General features: G+C 42.4%; 17 protein-coding genes and 6 tRNA genes. 15 read left to right on the plus strand and 8 right to left on the minus strand.

Annotation, left to right across the window (positions count from 1 at the left end; translation table 11 throughout):
* The first annotated feature begins 38 nt into the window (after positions 1–38).
* The 4 genes from CXF93_RS19635 to hemW all read left to right on the plus strand — a co-directional run bounded on the left by CXF93_RS19635 (position 39) and on the right by hemW (position 2993).
* Positions 39–584 carry a YggT family protein gene (locus tag CXF93_RS19635; RefSeq protein ID WP_101064200.1) on the plus strand — a complete coding sequence of 182 codons (546 nt, stop codon included), beginning with the start codon at positions 39–41 and terminating at the stop codon, positions 582–584.
* 72 nt (positions 585–656) lie between these two features.
* Positions 657–1085 carry a DUF4426 domain-containing protein gene (locus CXF93_RS19640; protein ID WP_101064201.1) on the plus strand — a complete coding sequence of 143 codons (429 nt, stop codon included), beginning with the start codon at positions 657–659 and terminating at the stop codon, positions 1083–1085.
* A 112-nt stretch (positions 1086–1197) separates the two neighbouring features.
* On the plus strand, positions 1198–1812 hold the full coding sequence (locus CXF93_RS19645) for an XTP/dITP diphosphatase (RefSeq protein WP_101064202.1): 615 nt from the start codon (positions 1198–1200) through the stop codon (positions 1810–1812).
* Entirely contained in the window at positions 1812–2993 is a 1182-nt protein-coding gene (gene hemW, locus CXF93_RS19650; protein ID WP_101064203.1) for a radical SAM family heme chaperone HemW, read from the plus strand. Before CXF93_RS19645 ends, hemW begins: the two co-directional genes overlap by 1 nt.
* Before the next feature lie 132 nt (positions 2994–3125).
* Here the strand turns inward: hemW and glsB are convergent, their stop codons facing one another.
* From glsB to trmB, 3 genes are all read right to left on the minus strand, one after another.
* Complete coding sequence (gene glsB / locus CXF93_RS19655) at positions 3126–4043, minus strand: glutaminase B (protein ID WP_101064204.1); 918 nt, start codon at positions 4041–4043, stop codon at positions 3126–3128.
* Between the two features lie 159 nt (positions 4044–4202).
* Entirely contained in the window at positions 4203–4541 is a 339-nt protein-coding gene (locus tag CXF93_RS19660; protein WP_017222786.1) for a YggL family protein, read from the minus strand.
* Positions 4542–4553: 12 nt separating this feature from the next.
* Entirely contained in the window at positions 4554–5294 is a 741-nt protein-coding gene (trmB, locus tag CXF93_RS19665; RefSeq protein ID WP_101064205.1) for a tRNA (guanosine(46)-N7)-methyltransferase TrmB, read from the minus strand.
* Between the two features lie 151 nt (positions 5295–5445).
* On the opposite strand from trmB, the gene mutY reads away from it, so the two are divergent.
* The 9 genes from mutY (at position 5446) to CXF93_RS19710 (ending at position 8740) form a co-directional block, all read left to right on the plus strand.
* Positions 5446–6519 carry an A/G-specific adenine glycosylase gene (mutY, locus tag CXF93_RS19670; RefSeq protein WP_101064206.1) on the plus strand — a complete coding sequence of 358 codons (1074 nt, stop codon included), beginning with the start codon at positions 5446–5448 and terminating at the stop codon, positions 6517–6519.
* A gap of 1 nt (position 6520) precedes the next feature.
* A complete protein-coding gene (locus tag CXF93_RS19675; protein ID WP_017222783.1) occupies positions 6521–6790 on the plus strand; it encodes an oxidative damage protection protein in 270 nt (89 codons plus the stop codon).
* A gap of 64 nt (positions 6791–6854) precedes the next feature.
* The gene (locus tag CXF93_RS19680; protein WP_101064207.1) at positions 6855–8012 is read left to right on the plus strand and encodes a murein transglycosylase domain-containing protein; all 1158 of its coding nucleotides are present in this window, start codon (positions 6855–6857) and stop codon (positions 8010–8012) included.
* A gap of 125 nt (positions 8013–8137) precedes the next feature.
* Positions 8138–8213 (plus strand) — tRNA-Phe (locus CXF93_RS19685).
* Positions 8214–8291: 78 nt separating this feature from the next.
* Positions 8292–8367, plus strand: a tRNA-Thr gene (locus CXF93_RS19690).
* 3 nt (positions 8368–8370) lie between these two features.
* Positions 8371–8446, plus strand: a tRNA-Phe gene (locus tag CXF93_RS19695).
* Between the two features lie 57 nt (positions 8447–8503).
* Positions 8504–8579, plus strand: a tRNA-Thr gene (locus tag CXF93_RS19700).
* A gap of 3 nt (positions 8580–8582) precedes the next feature.
* Positions 8583–8658, plus strand: a tRNA-Phe gene (locus tag CXF93_RS19705).
* Positions 8659–8664: 6 nt separating this feature from the next.
* Positions 8665–8740, plus strand: a tRNA-Asn gene (locus CXF93_RS19710).
* Positions 8741–9005: 265 nt separating this feature from the next.
* Here CXF93_RS19710 and CXF93_RS19715 read toward each other — a convergent pair.
* The gene (locus CXF93_RS19715) at positions 9006–9650 is read right to left on the minus strand and encodes an OmpA family protein (protein ID WP_101064208.1); all 645 of its coding nucleotides are present in this window, start codon (positions 9648–9650) and stop codon (positions 9006–9008) included.
* Between the two features lie 266 nt (positions 9651–9916).
* On the opposite strand from CXF93_RS19715, the gene CXF93_RS19720 reads away from it, so the two are divergent.
* Entirely contained in the window at positions 9917–10708 is a 792-nt protein-coding gene (locus CXF93_RS19720; RefSeq protein ID WP_101064209.1) for a RelA/SpoT domain-containing protein, read from the plus strand.
* A 131-nt stretch (positions 10709–10839) separates the two neighbouring features.
* Here the strand turns inward: CXF93_RS19720 and CXF93_RS19725 are convergent, their stop codons facing one another.
* The 4 genes from CXF93_RS19725 to CXF93_RS19740 all read right to left on the minus strand — a co-directional run bounded on the left by CXF93_RS19725 (position 10840) and on the right by CXF93_RS19740 (position 16733).
* Positions 10840–11178, minus strand: coding sequence for a hypothetical protein (locus tag CXF93_RS19725; protein WP_101064210.1), 339 nt, complete (start codon positions 11176–11178; stop codon positions 10840–10842).
* Positions 11179–11285: 107 nt separating this feature from the next.
* Positions 11286–12149 carry an RNA polymerase sigma factor RpoH gene (gene rpoH / locus CXF93_RS19730; RefSeq protein WP_101064211.1) on the minus strand — a complete coding sequence of 288 codons (864 nt, stop codon included), beginning with the start codon at positions 12147–12149 and terminating at the stop codon, positions 11286–11288.
* A 402-nt stretch (positions 12150–12551) separates the two neighbouring features.
* Positions 12552–14468: a DmsC/YnfH family molybdoenzyme membrane anchor subunit gene (locus tag CXF93_RS19735; RefSeq protein WP_101064212.1), complete on the minus strand. Its 1917-nt coding sequence runs from the start codon at positions 14466–14468 to the stop codon at positions 12552–12554.
* 75 nt (positions 14469–14543) lie between these two features.
* Positions 14544–16733, minus strand: a complete 2190-nt coding sequence (locus tag CXF93_RS19740) for a molybdopterin oxidoreductase family protein (protein ID WP_101064213.1) — start codon at positions 16731–16733, stop codon at positions 14544–14546.
* A gap of 397 nt (positions 16734–17130) precedes the next feature.
* On the opposite strand from CXF93_RS19740, the gene cobA reads away from it, so the two are divergent.
* On the plus strand, positions 17131–17949 hold the full coding sequence (cobA, locus tag CXF93_RS19745) for a uroporphyrinogen-III C-methyltransferase (RefSeq protein ID WP_101064214.1): 819 nt from the start codon (positions 17131–17133) through the stop codon (positions 17947–17949).

The following is a 17949-nucleotide window of genomic DNA, read 5'->3' on the forward strand; positions in this document are numbered from 1 at the left end:
AAAAATAAGCAGTTCGCAATTAACTTGAAGGGTAATTTATGAACGCGGCTAACTTTTTGGTCAGTATCTTATTTGAAACGTACATCCTTATCATACTGCTACGAGTATGGTTACAACTGGCCCGTGCCGATTTTTATAATCCGATGAGCCAATTTATTGTCAAAGCAACACAGCCTATTGTGCGACCATTACGTCGCGTGATCCCAAGCCTGGGTAGTTTAGATCTAGCATCAGTGGTATTTGCCTATGCCGTGGCTTGTGTGATGATTTATACTTTATTCGGATTGCAAACGGGCGCGGTAGCACCTATCCAAGATGTATTAATCTTCGCGGCCATCAAATTACTTAAACAATGCTTTAGCCTGGTATTCTACGTATTGATTTTACGTGCAATTTTAAGCTGGGTTAGTCAAGGTAACAGCCCGGTTGAGAATGTATTATCACAACTAAGTGAACCAATTTTATCACCTATCCGCCGTATTATTCCGGCGATTGGTGGTCTAGACTTATCCATGTTAGTAGCGATTTTAGGTCTGCAATTTTTACAAATCCTAATCGGTGACCTTACTGGTATTCCATTCTAGTAACGCTATCCTATTCTAGTAACGCTGAATGAGTGCAGAGCCAGTCTCTGCACTCACCTTTAAGGAACTCACATGCCAGCATTATTTAAATCTTTATTACTTTCCCTGACGTTATTATGCTCAGCCACTGCCAGTGCCGAACAAATGCAAAAACTCGGTGATTGGGATGTCCATTACATTGCTTTTCCAAGCACATTTTTAACTGCTGACGTTGCCTCTGAATATAATATCGACCGCAGTAAATACTTGGGTATTATTAACATTTCAGTACTCGATAGCGATACTCTAAAAGCCCAAGCGGTTACAATGACAGTGACTGCACGTAATTTACTCGGTAATATTCGTGAATTAGACGTGCGTGAAATTCGCGAACAAGATGCGATTTACTACATTGCAGAAGTGCCACACCGTAACGAAGAAACTTACCGTATCAAGGTAACGTTAAGCAGCGGTAATCAAACCCAAGAACTAAAATTCCAACAGAAATTTTATGTTGATTAGGCTTTATCAGTGATTGGCAATCCTGTATAACCTGACTGCATATATGAGAGGGCTAAATTAGCTCTCTTTTAACTTCATTTAACTCTCTTATAATAAATAATAAAGGCGCACCATGTCTAAAGTTGTTCTCGCTACTGGTAATCCAGGCAAAGTTCGTGAAATGTCAGCACTGCTAGCTGAATTTGGTCTTGAAGTACTTCCACAAAGTGATTTCAATATTGTCGAAGCCGATGAGACTGGCACCACCTTTATTGAAAATGCCATCATCAAAGCTAAACACGCAGCAACATTAACCGGTCTGCCTGCGATTGCAGATGATTCTGGTTTAGCGGTTGATGCCCTGCAAGGTGTACCGGGTATTTACTCTGCGCGTTACGCCGGTGTTGATGCTAGCGATCGTGATAATTTATTAAAGTTATTAGATGCACTTGAAGGTGTACCAAGAGCTCAACGTACTGCGCGTTTCCATTGTGTCTTGGTATACATGACCCACGCTGAAGATCCGACGCCATTAGTCTGTCATGGTAGCTGGGATGGCGTGATCACCGAGCAACCAAGTGGTGAAGATGGCTTTGGTTATGATCCTATTTTCTTTGTTGAATCTGAAGGCTGCACGTCAGCAGAATTAACCAAACAACGTAAAAGTGAACTCAGTCACCGTGGCCAAGCACTAACGAAATTGTTCGCCGCGATGCACGAACAACAAACTCGATTAGCTGCGCAATAATGACTGATACTTTAAAGACAACAGCAACAGACTCAACATTGCCAATGCGTTTGCCACCGTTAAGTTTATACGTGCATATCCCTTGGTGTGTACAGAAGTGCCCGTACTGTGATTTCAATTCCCATACCCAAAAGGGCAAGATCCCTGAAGCTGAATACATTGCCGATCTACTAGCGGATCTACGCAGTGAGTTACCGCGAGTATTCCAACGATCGTTACACTCGATCTTTATTGGTGGCGGTACGCCCAGTTTAATCAGCGCTGAAGGTATTGGCCAAATACTCGATGGGGTTGAAGCAATGATCCCGTTTAGTGACAATATCGAGATCACCATGGAAGCCAACCCAGGCACTGTCGAAGCCGACCGTTTTCACGGTTATGTCGCTGCCGGTGTTAATCGTATCTCGATTGGTGTACAAAGTTTACAAGCCGAAAAGCTTAACCTATTGGGCCGTATTCACGATCCTGATGAAGCGATCCGCGCAGCCAACATTGCCACTGAGTCAAAGCTTAACTCATTCAATTTAGATTTGATGCATGGCCTGCCACATCAAGATCTTAGTGATGCGTTATATGACTTAAACAAAGCGGTTGAATTGGCACCTTCGCACTTATCTTGGTACCAGTTAACCATTGAGCAAAACACCCAGTTTTACTCTAAACCACCAACCTTGCCAGATGAAGATATTCTTTGGGATATTTTTGAACAAGGTCATACCCTGCTAAGCGACGCCGGTTATGAGCAATATGAAATATCCGGTTATGCTAAAGCCGGTAAGCAATGTCAGCATAACTTAAACTATTGGCGTTTTGGTGACTATATCGGTATTGGCTGTGGCGCGCACGGTAAGCTTACAGAACCAGAGACAGGTCAGATAGTTCGCCGCAGCAAAGTAAAGCACCCACGCGGGTATATGGACGCTGATAAATCATTTTTAGACAATGAACACGTTGTTGCGCAAGACGAACTGCCATTTGAGTTCTTCATGAATCGTTTTCGCTTAATCGAAGCGACGCCGAAACAAGATTTTTGTGACTTTACCGGATTACCATTATCGACGGTAAGTACACAAATTAAGGCGGCGATAGAGAAAGGTTTATTAACCGAAACAGCAACACATTGGCAAGTAACCCAACTCGGTCATCGTTACCTCAATAGCTTGTTCGATCTGTTTCTTTAGTTAGTGATATTCGATTAAGAGTTAAGAATTAAGAATTAATAAAAGGGGCGCAATAATTAATTATTTCGCCCCTTTTATTATCTGAATCACTTAGATTAAATCAATAACAGCCGCTCTCTGCAGCCGTTAATGTTAAAATATCGAATGACCAAAACGTTCACTAAACAGCTCTAACGCTGCCGTGCCTACCAGTGAATTGCCTGATTCATTCAGTTCTGGCGACCATACGCAAACCGTTAATTCACCTGGAATCACGGCGACAATACCGCCACCGACACCACTTTTCGCTGGCATGCCAACACGGAAAGCAAAATCACCTGATTCATCATACAAACCACACGTTGCCAGCAAGGCATTCAAGCGCCTTGTACAACGTTCATTCACCAAACTTTTATTACGATGGCAAGGCAAGCCTCTTTTAGCTAAGAATGAGAACGCTGTCGCCAGTTCCACACAATTCATGTTGATCGCACAATAGCTAAAATAACTCTGTAAAACGGTTTCAACATCGTTGTTAAAATTACCGTGAGACTTCATCAGATAAGCAATCGCCGCATTCCGCGCCATGTGCTCAAATTCAGAATTAGCCACATCATGATCGATATAAATATCGGTAGAGTTCGCCAATTTACGTAACAATTCCAACATACGTTGCTTAGGTGCCGACAAACGGCTTTGCAGCATATCAGCCACTACCAGTGCACCCGCATTAATAAACGGATTACGCGGTTTACCTTTTTCAAATTCTAACTGGATCAGCGAGTTGAATGCTTGACCAGAGGGTTCTCGTCCCACACGAGTCCACAGTTCATCTTCCGAAAAACGCGTCAATGCAGCTGTTAGCGCAAAAACTTTCGAAATACTTTGAATCGAAAAACGCTCGGTAGCATCACCCGCAGTAAACACCTCACCATTGGCCATACACACAGCAATACCCAATTGGTTGGGGTTTACGTTCGCTAACGCAGGAATGTAATTGGCAACATTGCCTTCACCAATTAACGGACGAACGACGTCGAGCAGTTCTTCTAGAGATGCGTTAGAAAGCATAAATACCTGTATAAAATGAGGTGTTCGGTGTGCTATAGAAAGCGGGAACAAAGTGGAAAAAGAGTAAGTTATCGAGCGTATAGAAGTAAGATAACAAATAACCGACTGTGTCAGTAATGAAACTTAACGAACAGTCGGCTTAGCGATTAGTGAGTCGGCTTATTCGCCTTCTTCACCGTACCACAAATCAAATAACGGGCTAACAATCAGGTTTTGAACACCTTTTGCTTCTAACCAAGTTTTCACTTGTTCACGTTGTGCTTCAGTACATTTACCGTGGGTCTCAGTACAAATCATACCATCCCATTGCAAGTTGCCATCAGCAGCAAACGCCAATTTATTTGGATCGATAACATCAGCAATTAAACCATCTAAGATAGCGTCAATTTGATCTTCAGTTGTACCTTCAGCGAAATCCCAAGAAAGATCAAAACCTAGTTCTTGGAATTCATCTACACGTAGTTTCTTACGTAGACGACGATTACGATTTGTAGCCATTATTACCTCGAATTATTTAGTACGTTTATAAATAATATCCCAAACGCCGTGACCTAAACGGTGACCACGCTGTTCGAATTTTGTTAATGGACGCCAATCTGGACGTGGAACAAAGTTCCCTTCTGCAGCAGTATTTTCATAACCTGGTGCAACAACCATTACTTCTATCATATGCTCGGCATAGTTTTCCCAGTCCGTAGCCATATGGAAGATACCACCTAAGCTCAGTTTTTGGCGAATACTTTCTGCAAAACTAGCTTGTACGATACGACGTTTGTGATGACGCGTCTTGTGCCAAGGGTCTGGGAAGAATAATTGCATGCCCGCTAATCCACTGTCAGGGATACAATCCGCTAATACTTCAACTGCATCATGGCAGAATACGCGTAAGTTAGTCACACCACGTTCGCCAGCAGCCATTAGACATGCGCCAACACCTGGTGAATGTACTTCAATACCGATAAAGTTTTTTTCTGGAGAGGCAGCAGCCATTTCAACTAAAGATGCGCCCATACCAAAACCAATTTCTAATGTTACTGGGTTATCGTTACCAAAAACCTCAGCAAAATCGAGCATGCCCATGTCATGATCTAGACCCATAGTTGGCCAAAAATCTTTCATAGCGGCTTCCTGGCCTTTGGTTAAACGTCCTTCACGTAAAACAAAACTTCTCACTTTACGGATGCGTTGACCATCTTCTGTTAACTCAGGATCTGCTATTCTTTTATGCTCAGTTATTTTATGTTCAGTCATTTTTTTTCCAGTCGCCGTTATGACAGGTTAATCGCCATAATCTATATAAATTTATCTGTTAATTCGGGCATTATCCAAAGATAACTGAATTTGGCAAGTTTTGTGTGGCATAATTTCAGCCTAAATTCCCCAGGTTTGCTAAAAATACCCGATGAAATCGCAATTAGAAAATAATAAAGACACCTTTGCCCCGCGGGTACTTGCTTGGTTTAAAGACTTCGGCCGCAAAGATTTACCCTGGCAACAATACCACGAACCTTACCCTACATGGCTAAGTGAAGTGATGTTACAACAGACCCAAGTCAGCACCGTGATCCCTTATTTCACCACGTTTATGGAAAAATTTCCCACCGTGACCGATTTGGCCAATGCCCACATCGATGAAGTTTTGCATTTATGGACAGGACTAGGTTATTACGCTCGTGGCCGTAATTTACATAAAGCAGCGCAATTGATCCGCGATCAATACCAAGGCCAGTTTCCAACTGAATTTGAACAAGTACTTGCTCTACCCGGTGTCGGTCGTTCAACCGCAGGCGCGGTATTGTCATTATCGTTAAATCAACCCCACCCGATTTTAGACGGTAACGTTAAACGGGTATTAACCCGCTGGGGCGCGATTGAAGGTTGGTATGGCGTAAAAGCGGTAGAAAATACCCTATGGGCGCTATCTGAAGAACTTACACCGCAACAACAAACAGCCAATTATAATCAGGTAATGATGGATCTCGGAGCTACAGTTTGCACCCGTAGCCGCCCTGACTGTGACATTTGCCCGGTTAATGATGATTGTAAAGCCCGCGCTATGGGTACCCCTACCGCATTCCCGACGCCGAAACCGAAAAAAACCATCCCGGTGAGAGCGGTGCAAATGCTGTTACTAAAGCAAGGTTCAACCCTGTGTTTACAGCAACGACCACCTGCAGGTATCTGGGGCGGACTCTGGTGTTTCCCAGAACGTGATGACAATTTATCACTCGAAGAACAGTTGGCTCAATTCGGTATCAGTGAGTTTAACACTCAAGAATTAACCGGATTTAGACATACGTTTAGCCACTTCCATCTTGATATCAGTCCTTTGTTAGTCGAAATAAAAGCCACAACAAGTACGCAAATAATGGAATCTGAAGGCACTCTTTGGTATAACATAGAGCAACCGGCAACTGTGGGATTAGCAGCTGCAACTAAAAAATTATTAACATCTCAAGTATTGAGAGAGGCATAACATGGCTAGAATGGTTTTCTGCACACGCTTACAAAAAGAAGCGGAAGGTTTACGTTTTCAACTTTATCCTGGTGAAGTAGGCAAACGTATTTTTGATCATATTTCCCAAGAAGCATGGTCTGAATGGCAGCAAAAACAAACTATGCTGCTGAACGAAAAAAAATTAAACATGATGGATGAAAATGATCGCATATTTCTTGAACAAGAAATGGTCAAATACCTGTTCGAAGGTCAAGACGTGATTATTGAAGGCTTTACCCCAAAAGCTTAATCCTATTGCCTAGCGCGGACTCCTCACGCTAGGCAAATTTCCAACCCAAAGAACCAATCACCTTATGGCTATATTCCGCACACTATTAATCGTTGTCAGTTGCAGTGTTTTAGCAGCTTGCTCGATGAGTGACTATCAGCACTCTGTCGAACTCGCCGCGCTCAATAACAACGGCCAAGCCTTAGAGCGCCTTGCTTATCAGCAACCGAATTACCGCGCGAAGACAGAACAATCAAACGACAAAGACAATACCGCACTTAACACCATACAAACTGATTATCGCAGCGAAGTAACCAACCTTTGGGGTAATAGCAGCAACGCATTTTCAAGCAATTACCGTTATGTCAAATATACTAACGATTATCGTAGCCGCGCTATTATCGATTTCGAGCAAGGCTCTGTGCGTGTCGAGACGCTAGAACAACAAAATAACCAGCAATACCTCAAGCAAGCGATTGAATATACGCTACTCGCACCGCAGCAGCCTAAATATACCGATTTCTACAACAGCTACACATCTGAAATTAAAGGCACGCCTTTTCTATATCAACAGGTAAAAGACAACGACGGTAAAGCCATGAAATGGCATTGGCGCGCGTCTCGCTATGCAAACTACTTAATTAAACATAAGCGTAAACAAGTAACCTTTAATGGTAATCAGATCACCAGCGTATCTTTTGCACTTAGCAGCAATCATACTCAAATCCGTCAGCAGCGTTATCAAGCCCAGATTAACCAAGCTGCACAGCGCTATAAAATTGATAAAAACGTCGTTACTGCGATGATCCAGGTCGATAGCTTATTTAATCCTTATGCACTCAACAGCCAGGGCCGCATTGGCTTAATGCAAATTTCCAGTTCTATTGGCCTGGATGTATTTCATCAACAAAAAAAATACCCTTTTAAGCCGCAACCGAACTGGCTGTTTAATACCAACAACAACCTCGACATTGGCAGCAGTTATTTAAATTTATTAGATAAACAGTATCTTAAAGCGATTAACAATCCTAAATCTCGCTACTATGCCATGCTGGCAAGTTATATAGCTGGACCACAAAACATGTTGCAAACCTTCTCGAAGAACAAAAAAGAAGCATTAAGTATTATAAATGACTTATCTTCATATGAGGTTTACCAGAGTTTCACGAATAGTCAGTCTCGGGCCGATATGAAAAACTATGTCTCTGAGGTAAACCGTCATTTCCGTCAACTTAGCCGTTAAGCGTCAACAAAATACACGTATTGATGGTTAATCAGACAGTGGGTAGTATTAACGCATCTTATTTTACTTAAACCGAGTGAAACAGTTGACGGATCGGCCTAAATTCTATTTAATGACGCTCCATTGCCCGAATAGCTCAGTTGGTAGAGCAGAGGATTGAAAATCCTCGTGTCCCTGGTTCAATTCCGGGTTCGGGCACCAAAATTTGGAAAGAATAAAAAAGTGTAATATTGACTTGTTTTTTAAAATGAAGATGATATTATGCGACACGCATTTAGTGCCGACTTAGCTCAGTAGGTAGAGCAACTGACTTGTAATCAGTAGGTCGCCAGTTCGACTCCGGCAGTCGGCACCATTTGCCCGAATAGCTCAGTTGGTAGAGCAGAGGATTGAAAATCCTCGTGTCCCTGGTTCAATTCCGGGTTCGGGCACCATATTTAAACGGTAAAGATATTTCGTTAATAGGTATCTTTATTGAAAACGCATTTAGTGCCGACTTAGCTCAGTAGGTAGAGCAACTGACTTGTAATCAGTAGGTCGCCAGTTCGACTCCGGCAGTCGGCACCATTTGCCCGAATAGCTCAGTTGGTAGAGCAGAGGATTGAAAATCCTCGTGTCCCTGGTTCAATTCCGGGTTCGGGCACCATACAATTCCCCTTTAGTTCAGTTGGTAGAACGGTGGACTGTTAATCCATATGTCGCTAGTTCGAGTCTAGCAAGGGGAGCCAATTAAAAAAACCCAGTTATTTATATAACTGGGTTTTTTTTCGTCCAAAATGTAGTCCTTTCCCGTATTCCAATAAAACCATCTAATCTAATCTCAATACGATCCCAGTTTCATTTTGTCATAACATGCGCAGCGTTAACTTATTTCATCATTTACCGACATAAAAAAACCGAACACAGGGTTCGGTTTAATAATACCATCAGCACTCATTTAACAATGACTGATATTTACATCCAATAATTAATTAAAAGTATTAATTCGCAGAATTAGTTAGCTGTAATACTAATTTCTACACGACGGTTAGCAGAACGACCGGCTTTAGTTTCATTTGATGCCATTGGACGACGCTCACCATAGCCACGCGTTGATAAGCGACCTGACTTGATACCTCGTTTATTCAAATATTCGCTCACAGACTCGGCACGCTCTTCAGAAAGCGTTAAATTAGACTCTGCACTACCAACGCTGTCAGTGTGACCAACAATGCGCAGTGATGAATCAGGATATTCATTTAGCACTTTCGCCACGCTGTTTAAGCTTGAGTAGATATCAGAACTCAAGTTATAGCCCGCAGTTTGGAAACCAATACCTTTCGCCATAATCAGTTGTAATTCATTTTCGCCAACACGTTTAACTTGTACGCCTGAATCCATTAACTCTTTACGTAATGCTTCTTCTTGACGATCAAAATAGTGACCAATACCACCACCGATAGCCGCACCACCTAAGGCACCAAATACCGCGCCGTTTTTCTTACCTGTAGAAGCACCGATTAATGCACCAGCAATGGCACCGCCAATCGCAGATTTCGTCGCAGTATTCGTTTCTTCTTCGCCTGTTGTCGCATTTTGACGCGCACAGCCAGTAAGAGCAGCAACAATCATTAGTGCTGTCATTGTTTTTTTCATCATTGGATAAACCTTAATTATAGAAACGATATTGTAAGTGAGAGATCGGGCACACTGTATCTTAAATAAAATACAATCGCATCGGTACATTTACTAGTTAAATAAGTCTCAGCTCAAAAAATAGTGATATCTGTCGCACTATTTTACCAGTCTAGGTACATCTTACACAGCTTTACAGTGCCCAACCTTGAATTGTGACTGTGCGCACTCATCTATTACTAAGTATCAGCATACAATGATGCGAATGCGTTTTCTCAAAAAGGATACCTATGTATAGCTTTCTAAGAACATCACTAATTTTAGTACTAATGCTAGCAGGTAAAGCGCCGCTTGAAGCCGCTACTATGCTTAGCCTTAGTCAAGTATCAAATAATGGCAATGCGACGAACAGAGTACGTACACAGCTAAGCAAAGACTTAGCGGGGCTTTATCAGCTTCCAGATATTAACAACACCAACATCATTCAACCTTACACCGACTTCGACGCCCTTTATGCCTTAGCAGGATCAGCGCAAGACGAGCTTGCGACACTGACTAAACAAATTGCGTTAATGTCACAAACCAGCGCCGTAATTCCGGCGATTAAAAGTGTAGAACGTGCCCAAGCTAAAATTGCTAATAAACATGACGGCGCAGTAGAAAAAATTACCGATTTAGCCCGCAGTTCAATTATTGCTAAAAATAGCCAAGAGTTAATTACCGCTTATGAATTGCTTGAACAAGAAACCGATATCGTCCAAGTAAAGAATCGCTTTAACAACCCAAAACAAAATGGTTACCGTGATATCAATTTATTAGTGCGCTTACCAAAAACCCAAATGGTGGTGGAAGTGCAATTACATTTAGATCGTATTGAAGCGATTAAGAATGGTCCAGAGCATGATAATTATGCCAAGATCCAACAAATCAACCACAATGCCAAACAGCAACAACGTGAGGTATCAGAAATTGAAGCATTTAAAGTAGCGCAGCTAAAAGATGAATCAACAAGTCTGTACCAAGTAGCTTGGCAACAACAGTTAATGCTTGAATTAAAAACCAGTTTTAAACAAATGGCATAAACCTTTATTTAGCCGCTCTTATGACCATCGATCCATAATAACAAGGCCCAATCATTGCAGTAATGATTGGGCCTACTCTCTTCTAAACTTTAAAGCTAAATGTACAATGAAGGCAAAGTTAGTGCAAAGGGTTAAGCGTAACCCCACTTCCAGTTAAAACGGATTTGGTCTTGCAACCCAAAACGGGCAATTAGCCAAGGTACCATAGGCAATACTTTATAATGCCCGGTTTTCTTTAATACACTTTTACCAGTACGGAAGAAGGTCACTTCCTCACCACTATTTAATAGTCGCACAACAATCCTTTTTTGCTTACCCTCTTCAGGTATTACAACTTGTGCTAGGTTATATTCATGCGTCATCCCAGACCCGTTATAAACTAAAATAATTTGCTCCTCAGTTAACTTATTACGTTCTAAATAACTTTTAAGCACACTGCCCTGAAAACCAAATAAGGGATCTCTATTCATGTTTCTTTCCATCTATAATCAAATACAATTAAACGTTTATTTATTTTCTTGCCAAAAAAAATGAGGCCTCCAATGGAGACCTCATTTTTAACAATTCTGTGTGCTGGTTATTCTGCAATAAACTCGCGAAGCTTTTTCATTGCATTTTTTTCTAACTGACGAACACGTTCAGCAGAAACACCATAACGGTCAGCTAATTCTTGTAGCGTGGCTTTATCTTCCGCTAACCAACGAGAATTAACGATATCTTGGCTACGATCATCTAATTCAGAAATCGCGCTAGTTAAACGTCGAGATGCACTTTTATCCCAGTTTTCACGTTCAACTTGTTGAGCAACGTCTGACGCGTTGTCTTCTAAATACTGTGCTGGCGAAAAGCTCATTGAACCAGAGTCTTTATCGCTATCATCATCAGCATATAAATCAAATGCTTGATCTGAATAAGACATTCTTGATTCCATTTCCACTACATCTTTAGTAGAAACACCCAAGTTCTCGGCAACAGTTTGCACTTCAGCATGGGTAAACCAGCCTAAGCGTTTTTTTGATTTACGTAGATTAAAGAATAGTTTACGTTGTGCTTTAGTTGTCGCAACTTTTACTACACGCCAATTACGCAGTACAAATTCATGGATCTCAGCTTTAACCCAATGCACAGCAAAAGACACAAGTCTTACGCCAACAGCAGGATTAAATCGTTTCACGGCTTTCATTAAGCCGATATTACCTTCTTGGATCAAGTCTGCTTGAGACAGTCCATAACCAGCGTAACCACGGGCGACGTGTACAACAAAGCGTAAATGAGACATGATTAGCTGACGTGCAGCATCAACATCACCTTCATTCTGCAAGCGTTCGCCTAGTTCCTTTTCTTGTTCAGCAGTCAACATTGGAATGCTATTCACGCCTTGGATATAGGCTTCAATGCTCCCCTGAGGAACTAATGCCATACTTTGCATCTCTTTGCTCATCAACAATTCTCCCATTATTACAAATTAATCGGCGAGATCTTATCACGACTGGTGCCTGTCGACAAATTCGACAATCCGTGTGACCGCACAAATAAAATATATTCTCTTAAATACTCAAAATAAATAATTCAGTCTATTGATAAATAACTAAAAAGTTATCCTCTGGAACATGCATTGTATTATTTATGTACAATCTAGTTTAACGCCAGATTAGAAAAGCTCTAGTTTAATTACAGAAAATTACATTAACATGACAAATAAAAATAAATCCATCGGCTAATGCTCATTAGCCTTAGTATGACTTTCGTTACTCGATAAGATTCAATACTTTTATAAAGTCCGTATTAGTTTAAAAATACCAAAGGATAGCAAACGCTATCCTTTTGATACTTTGTTTAAACTCTAGTGCAAGTCAGGTATAACACCAACTTGGGGCATATCCGCCAAACCAACATCACGCGCATGCTGTTCAAAACCTTTATTTTTCCAGAAAAATGCACCAGGCATTGTCGTCGGAATAACCAGGACATAAAACAATGCACGACTCACCGTGGACGCTAGCACAATAGATATTACCGGTAATAACCATAACAAGCCGAGTAAACCCGATGGTGCTAATGTTGCCAGCAAGCTCACAACCACAATATTAATCGCGATAGCGACGTTACGTAACTTATATGTTTTACCAAACGTGGTGCACTGTACATAATGCGACGCCGCCCCCTCACCCTGCTCGATATTGAGATGTTTAGCGTGTGAATACAAGCCAAATGCTTCAATCACTAAACCTGTGATCACCACTGGTGCGAGGTCAAACAGTAAAGGATACAATCCAATACCATCATTACTCGCGGTTCCAATCACGGCCACTAACGCGGTTAATATCGAGCCAAGTGCTACGCTAGAACCAACGAAGGCACAAGCCGTTTGCCAATGATCCCAGAACGGACGCGCTTTAATCCGGTAGCTACGGTACATATAAAATAAGCCACCAGCACTACCCATTAACGCCAACACACCAAAGGCATTAGCCACATAGCTAAACAAGCGTAACTCCAACAACCAAGCAATGCCTTGGAAGAAGGTAAATGCGCCCATGAAACCAAAGAATAAAGCCACACCTAGGCCTTCTCGACTCACTGGTGAATGGGCTAAATTATTAAAGCCACGATAGAAACGTTTCGGTTTGCCCAAATGCAGCGTCGACATTAATAACGCAAGCGCTTGCATCGCCATTAATATAATCAGTAGTGATAAACCAGCGCCAGACTCGGCAAAGCCAGTTAGGCTCTCAGCACCCAACAATGGGCCGAGGAAGATAAGTGCAAATGCGCCCATCGCCGTTTGCGAGAACAAGGTAAAAATTACCAATGGATCCTCACGAGAGCTCAAACGAGCGAGGTTCCAAAATTGTGCTTTACCGTCTTTTTCATCAACAACAGAACGAAATGATCCATCTTCTTGTTTATGATATTTAAGCGGCATGTTATCGGTACGGGTCATTTCACGCTGTGTACTGGTGGTTTGCTGGAAACGAATATTGGGATTAGTGATGCTTGGATCAGGGAAACCCGGCATTGAAGTTTTCGCTTGTACTCGATTCTCAGGGGTATTTTCCACCACACCAAAGTTAAGTGCATTACCTAAACAGGCCGATACACAAGCAGGCTTTAAGCCAACTTCCAGACGATCGACACACATATTACACTTCGTGACCTGACCTTTAATTGGATCGAGCTGTGGCGCGTTATAAGGACAGACCCAAGTACAATAACCACAGCCAAAACAGGTATCTGGATCTTGCAATACCGCACCGTACTCAACGTGTTTAGTATAGGCTTTGGTTGGACAGCCTTTCAAACAAACCGGATCATCACAATGGTTACACGCCATGGAAATATTAATACGTTTGTAATCAGGATAACTGCCACTCTCAACATAACCAACACTACGAAAGGCAATATGCGCAGGATTATCATTCTTTTCACTACACGCCGCTTCACAGGCATGACAACCAATACAGTTATCGGCGGTAAAATGGAAAGCATGCTGTTTATTACGATTGGGGTTCTCACCCACGGCTTTATTCTCATTAATATTCATTGAACGACCAACCGGTAACTTACCTTCTGTTCGTTCAATTAAATCAATTTTTTTACCATAGGTATTCACATCAAATATTTCTACATCGGCCAATTTGGCATAACGTTGCTCACCGACACGACCTTCAAAGATAGGCGTACCGTCTTTAACAACGGGTTTCTCTGCCGCGCCGATTTGATCAAGGCGGTCTCTAAATTGTTCTAACTTGTCTAACATAATTTATCCCTGTTATGTTATCGCATGGGGCTTAACTCAATACGTCCGGGTATCTTTTGGCATTCAACATATGATTTAGTATGTACGTCTTTCGCGGTTCATTTTCGCCGCGAGTTTTTGATCGACATGCTCAATACGTAACGAACTCTGTTTAAAAGCCGGTTGACGAGAATGCGGATCAAGTAACCCAAGACACAAGCGATTTACACAATCATGGAAATGGAATGGAATAAACACTGCGTTGGGTGCAACACGTTGGGTTAATTGCACCATGACCACCGCGTCACCACGGCGAGAGGCCAAGCGCACATAACTTTGATGCTTGATACCCAATTTAGCGGCTGCATCTGGGTTCATTTCCATGTATGGGGTGGGACTATATTTGTTTAAGTTACCCATTTTTCCGGTACGGGTACGAGTATGAAAATGCTCTACAACGCGGCCACTGTTAAGCCAGAAAGGGTATTCTTCACAAGGATGTTCGTTATTATCAATCCAAGGCAATGGGATCAAATTAGCTTTACCGGTTGGCGTGGCAAACTGACCGTCGGTATAAAGGCGTGCACCTTCGTCATTATCCGTCGCGCCTTCACGGTATGGCCATTGTAGTCCACGGGCTTGTTCAATTTTTTCGTATGTCATACCGGAAATATCAAGATTACGCCCAGCGCCTTTTGATAGCGTTTTCATTTCTTCAAAGGCTTCTTCTGTTGTCCCCGGAAAGGTGATTTTCTGACCATTTTCAAAACGTTTCGATAGCTCTGAAAAAATCCAGAAGTCAGATTTAGAATTACCTTTCGGCGCTTGCACGTTGGTCACGCGGTTAACTCGGCGCTCGGTATTGGTAAATACCCCTTCCTTCTCTGCCCATACAGCGGCAGGCAAAAACATGTGCGCATATTGCGTTGTTTCCACATCTTGATAGGCGTCTTGCACCACCAGAAAATCGAGTTTCTCTAATGTTTTACGAATACGTGAAGTATTCGGCATCGACGTCATTGGGTTTGTCGCCACCAGCCACAGACCTTTAATTTGTCCTGTTTCAATGGCAGGGAAAATGTCAGTTTGCGCCAAGCCGCGTTTTTTCGGGAAGAACCCTGGGTCTATGCCCCAAAATTCAGCAATATCATTGCGGTCTTGTTCTTTCTCTAATGCGCGATAACCAGGTAAACCTGAACACGACGACCATTCACGAGTGCCCATGGCGTTACATTGACCTGTAATCGATAAGCTCGTCCCGCCCGGTACGCCAATATTACCGGTGATAAGCGAGAGTGAATTACAACCGGTGATCGCATCACTACCATGGGTACTTTGATTTAGTCCCATAGTCCAGATACTCATCGCTTTACCTGCTTTAGCAAACAAGCGGGCGACATGACGGATAGTATCTTCATCGATACCACAAATCTTAGCGGCTGATGTGGGATCAAACTCGGCAACACAAGCTGTTAATGCTTCAATACCTGTGGTGTGTTTTTCAATATAGTCTTTGTCTTCGAGGCCTTCTTTTAAAATCACATGCATTAAGGCGTTTTGTAAGACGATATCGGTACCTGGGCTAATCGGTAAGTGAATATCGGCAAACTGCGCCAGCATAGTCACACGCGGATCGACCACGATAAGCGGAAAGTTACGTTTTTCTTTGGCTTCTTTTAAACGCCAGTAAATAACCGGATGTTGCTCAGGCAGGTTAGAACCCCAGGCAATCAAGCAATCGGTATGGGAGAAATCATCGTAGCAGCCAGGTGGGCCATCAGAGCCAAATGAGCGCTTATAACCTGATACCGCAGAGGCCATGCATAAAGTGGTATTTCCATCGTAGTTGTTGGTGCCAATACAACCACGAGCTAATTTGCCTAAGGTATAAAACTCTTCAGTTAATAACTGGCCTGTTGAAACAATGGCAAATGCATCTTTACCATGTTGCTGTTGAATTGCCTTGATCTTATCCGCCATGGTATCAAGTGCAGAGTCCCAGTTAGTCTCTTTATACTTGTCATGAATTTGCTCACGCACTAAGGGATCATTACCACGACCAGCGGCATCAAATAACTCATGTTCAAAGATGCCCTTGATACATAATTTACCTCTATTCACATCTGCGTCAGCAACGCCTCGACTCGCAACAGCATTCCCTTGCTCATTCATACCGATCTCGATAGAACAACCTGTAGAACAATATCCACACGTTGTGTATTTCCATTCTTTAACCTGTTTATCCGCAATGCGAATAGGCTTTTGATCCTTGCGTCCGAAAATCATAAGACGTCTCCATTGAATTGCTCAGCACATTATTTATAAATACACTCTCTATAAGCACTATTGAGCAATAACCAAGCCAGCTTACTTTAATTCCCTATAAAAAGAACGATCCTCTTATTTAGTCGCTCAAACACAGATGTTTTCCTGCTATTTAGCCACTCTTTCATGCATTTTAACGACATCTATCGCCAACAGTGTGAACTTGGCTGCACCACGGCTGTGCGCAAATGGAAAAACTGGTGCAACATCGCAGTGCTTAATCATCTAAAAAACCTTATATAAAAAACGGTAGAACAACAAACCTTTAAATATCAACAGTTAACACTTTAATTACAGAGTTGGCATTGTCTTTGCGTTAGTCAGTAAAGGAAAGAGCAGTACTACAGGGATGTGAGTCATGACAGTTGAATTAATTACCAAAGCGCAATCAAAGAATAACCATAGCCGAGGTCAAGTAGCATTAGTGGGGGCGGGTCCAGGGGATCCAGAACTACTCACGCTCAAAGCATTAAAGATGATTGAGAGTGCTGATCTGATTTTGTTTGATAACTTAGTTAGCCAAGACATTAGAGCCTTATTCCCACCCCATACCAAAGCGATTTATGTGGGTAAGAAAAAAGCCGACCATTGTATTCCACAAGACCAATTGAATTTATTCATGGTTGATAAAGCCAAACAAGGCCTGAACATTTGTCGTCTCAAAGGCGGTGACCCCTTTGTATTTGGCCGCGGTAGTGAAGAACAACTGGTGCTCCATGCCCATGATATAAAAACAATCGTCGTACCCGGCGTAACAGCAGCATCAGGGTGCACTGCTTACGCTGGTATCCCGTTAACCCATCGCGGGCTATCAACAGGTTGCACCTTTATTACCGGTCACCTAAAGAATGGCCAGCTAGATCTAAATTGGCCGCAGCTCGCGCACCTTGAACACACCTTAGTGTTCTATATGGGATTAGGTAAATTAGCGGAGATCTCAGCGCAACTGATCAGTCATGGTCTGGACAGCAATACCCCAGCAGCCTTAATTGAAAACGGCTCAACGCAGCAGCAAAGAGAATTTGTTGGCACAGTGGCAACATTACCGGCACTGGCGATTGAACAGCAATTACAAAGCCCTAGCCTGATAGTCATTGGCAAGGTGGTCTCTCTTGCAGACCAACTTAGCTGGCGAGATCTAGAGCAATCGGCAAAAAATCAAGAATTAAGCGCATAA

Source organism: Moritella sp. Urea-trap-13, from assembly GCF_002836355.1.
GTDB lineage: Bacteria > Pseudomonadota > Gammaproteobacteria > Enterobacterales > Moritellaceae > Moritella.

Excerpts from the sequence above, each read along its gene's own strand:
- CXF93_RS19635 (WP_101064200.1), top strand. The coding sequence starts at position 39 with ATGAACGCGGCTAACTTTTTGGTCAGTATCTTATTTGAAACGTACATC.
- CXF93_RS19640 (WP_101064201.1), top strand. The coding sequence starts at position 657 with ATGCCAGCATTATTTAAATCTTTATTACTTTCCCTGACGTTATTATGC.
- CXF93_RS19645 (WP_101064202.1), top strand. The coding sequence starts at position 1,198 with ATGTCTAAAGTTGTTCTCGCTACTGGTAATCCAGGCAAAGTTCGTGAA.
- hemW (WP_101064203.1), top strand. The coding sequence starts at position 1,812 with ATGACTGATACTTTAAAGACAACAGCAACAGACTCAACATTGCCAATG.
- glsB (WP_101064204.1), bottom strand. The coding sequence starts at position 4,043 with ATGCTTTCTAACGCATCTCTAGAAGAACTGCTCGACGTCGTTCGTCCG.
- CXF93_RS19660 (WP_017222786.1), bottom strand. The coding sequence starts at position 4,541 with ATGGCTACAAATCGTAATCGTCGTCTACGTAAGAAACTACGTGTAGAT.
- trmB (WP_101064205.1), bottom strand. The coding sequence starts at position 5,294 with ATGACTGAACATAAAATAACTGAGCATAAAAGAATAGCAGATCCTGAG.
- mutY (WP_101064206.1), top strand. The coding sequence starts at position 5,446 with ATGAAATCGCAATTAGAAAATAATAAAGACACCTTTGCCCCGCGGGTA.
- CXF93_RS19675 (WP_017222783.1), top strand. The coding sequence starts at position 6,521 with ATGGCTAGAATGGTTTTCTGCACACGCTTACAAAAAGAAGCGGAAGGT.
- CXF93_RS19680 (WP_101064207.1), top strand. The coding sequence starts at position 6,855 with ATGGCTATATTCCGCACACTATTAATCGTTGTCAGTTGCAGTGTTTTA.
- CXF93_RS19715 (WP_101064208.1), bottom strand. The coding sequence starts at position 9,650 with ATGATGAAAAAAACAATGACAGCACTAATGATTGTTGCTGCTCTTACT.
- CXF93_RS19720 (WP_101064209.1), top strand. The coding sequence starts at position 9,917 with ATGTATAGCTTTCTAAGAACATCACTAATTTTAGTACTAATGCTAGCA.
- CXF93_RS19725 (WP_101064210.1), bottom strand. The coding sequence starts at position 11,178 with ATGAATAGAGATCCCTTATTTGGTTTTCAGGGCAGTGTGCTTAAAAGT.
- rpoH (WP_101064211.1), bottom strand. The coding sequence starts at position 12,149 with ATGAGCAAAGAGATGCAAAGTATGGCATTAGTTCCTCAGGGGAGCATT.
- CXF93_RS19735 (WP_101064212.1), bottom strand. The coding sequence starts at position 14,468 with ATGTTAGACAAGTTAGAACAATTTAGAGACCGCCTTGATCAAATCGGC.
- CXF93_RS19740 (WP_101064213.1), bottom strand. The coding sequence starts at position 16,733 with ATGATTTTCGGACGCAAGGATCAAAAGCCTATTCGCATTGCGGATAAA.
- cobA (WP_101064214.1), top strand. The coding sequence starts at position 17,131 with ATGACAGTTGAATTAATTACCAAAGCGCAATCAAAGAATAACCATAGC.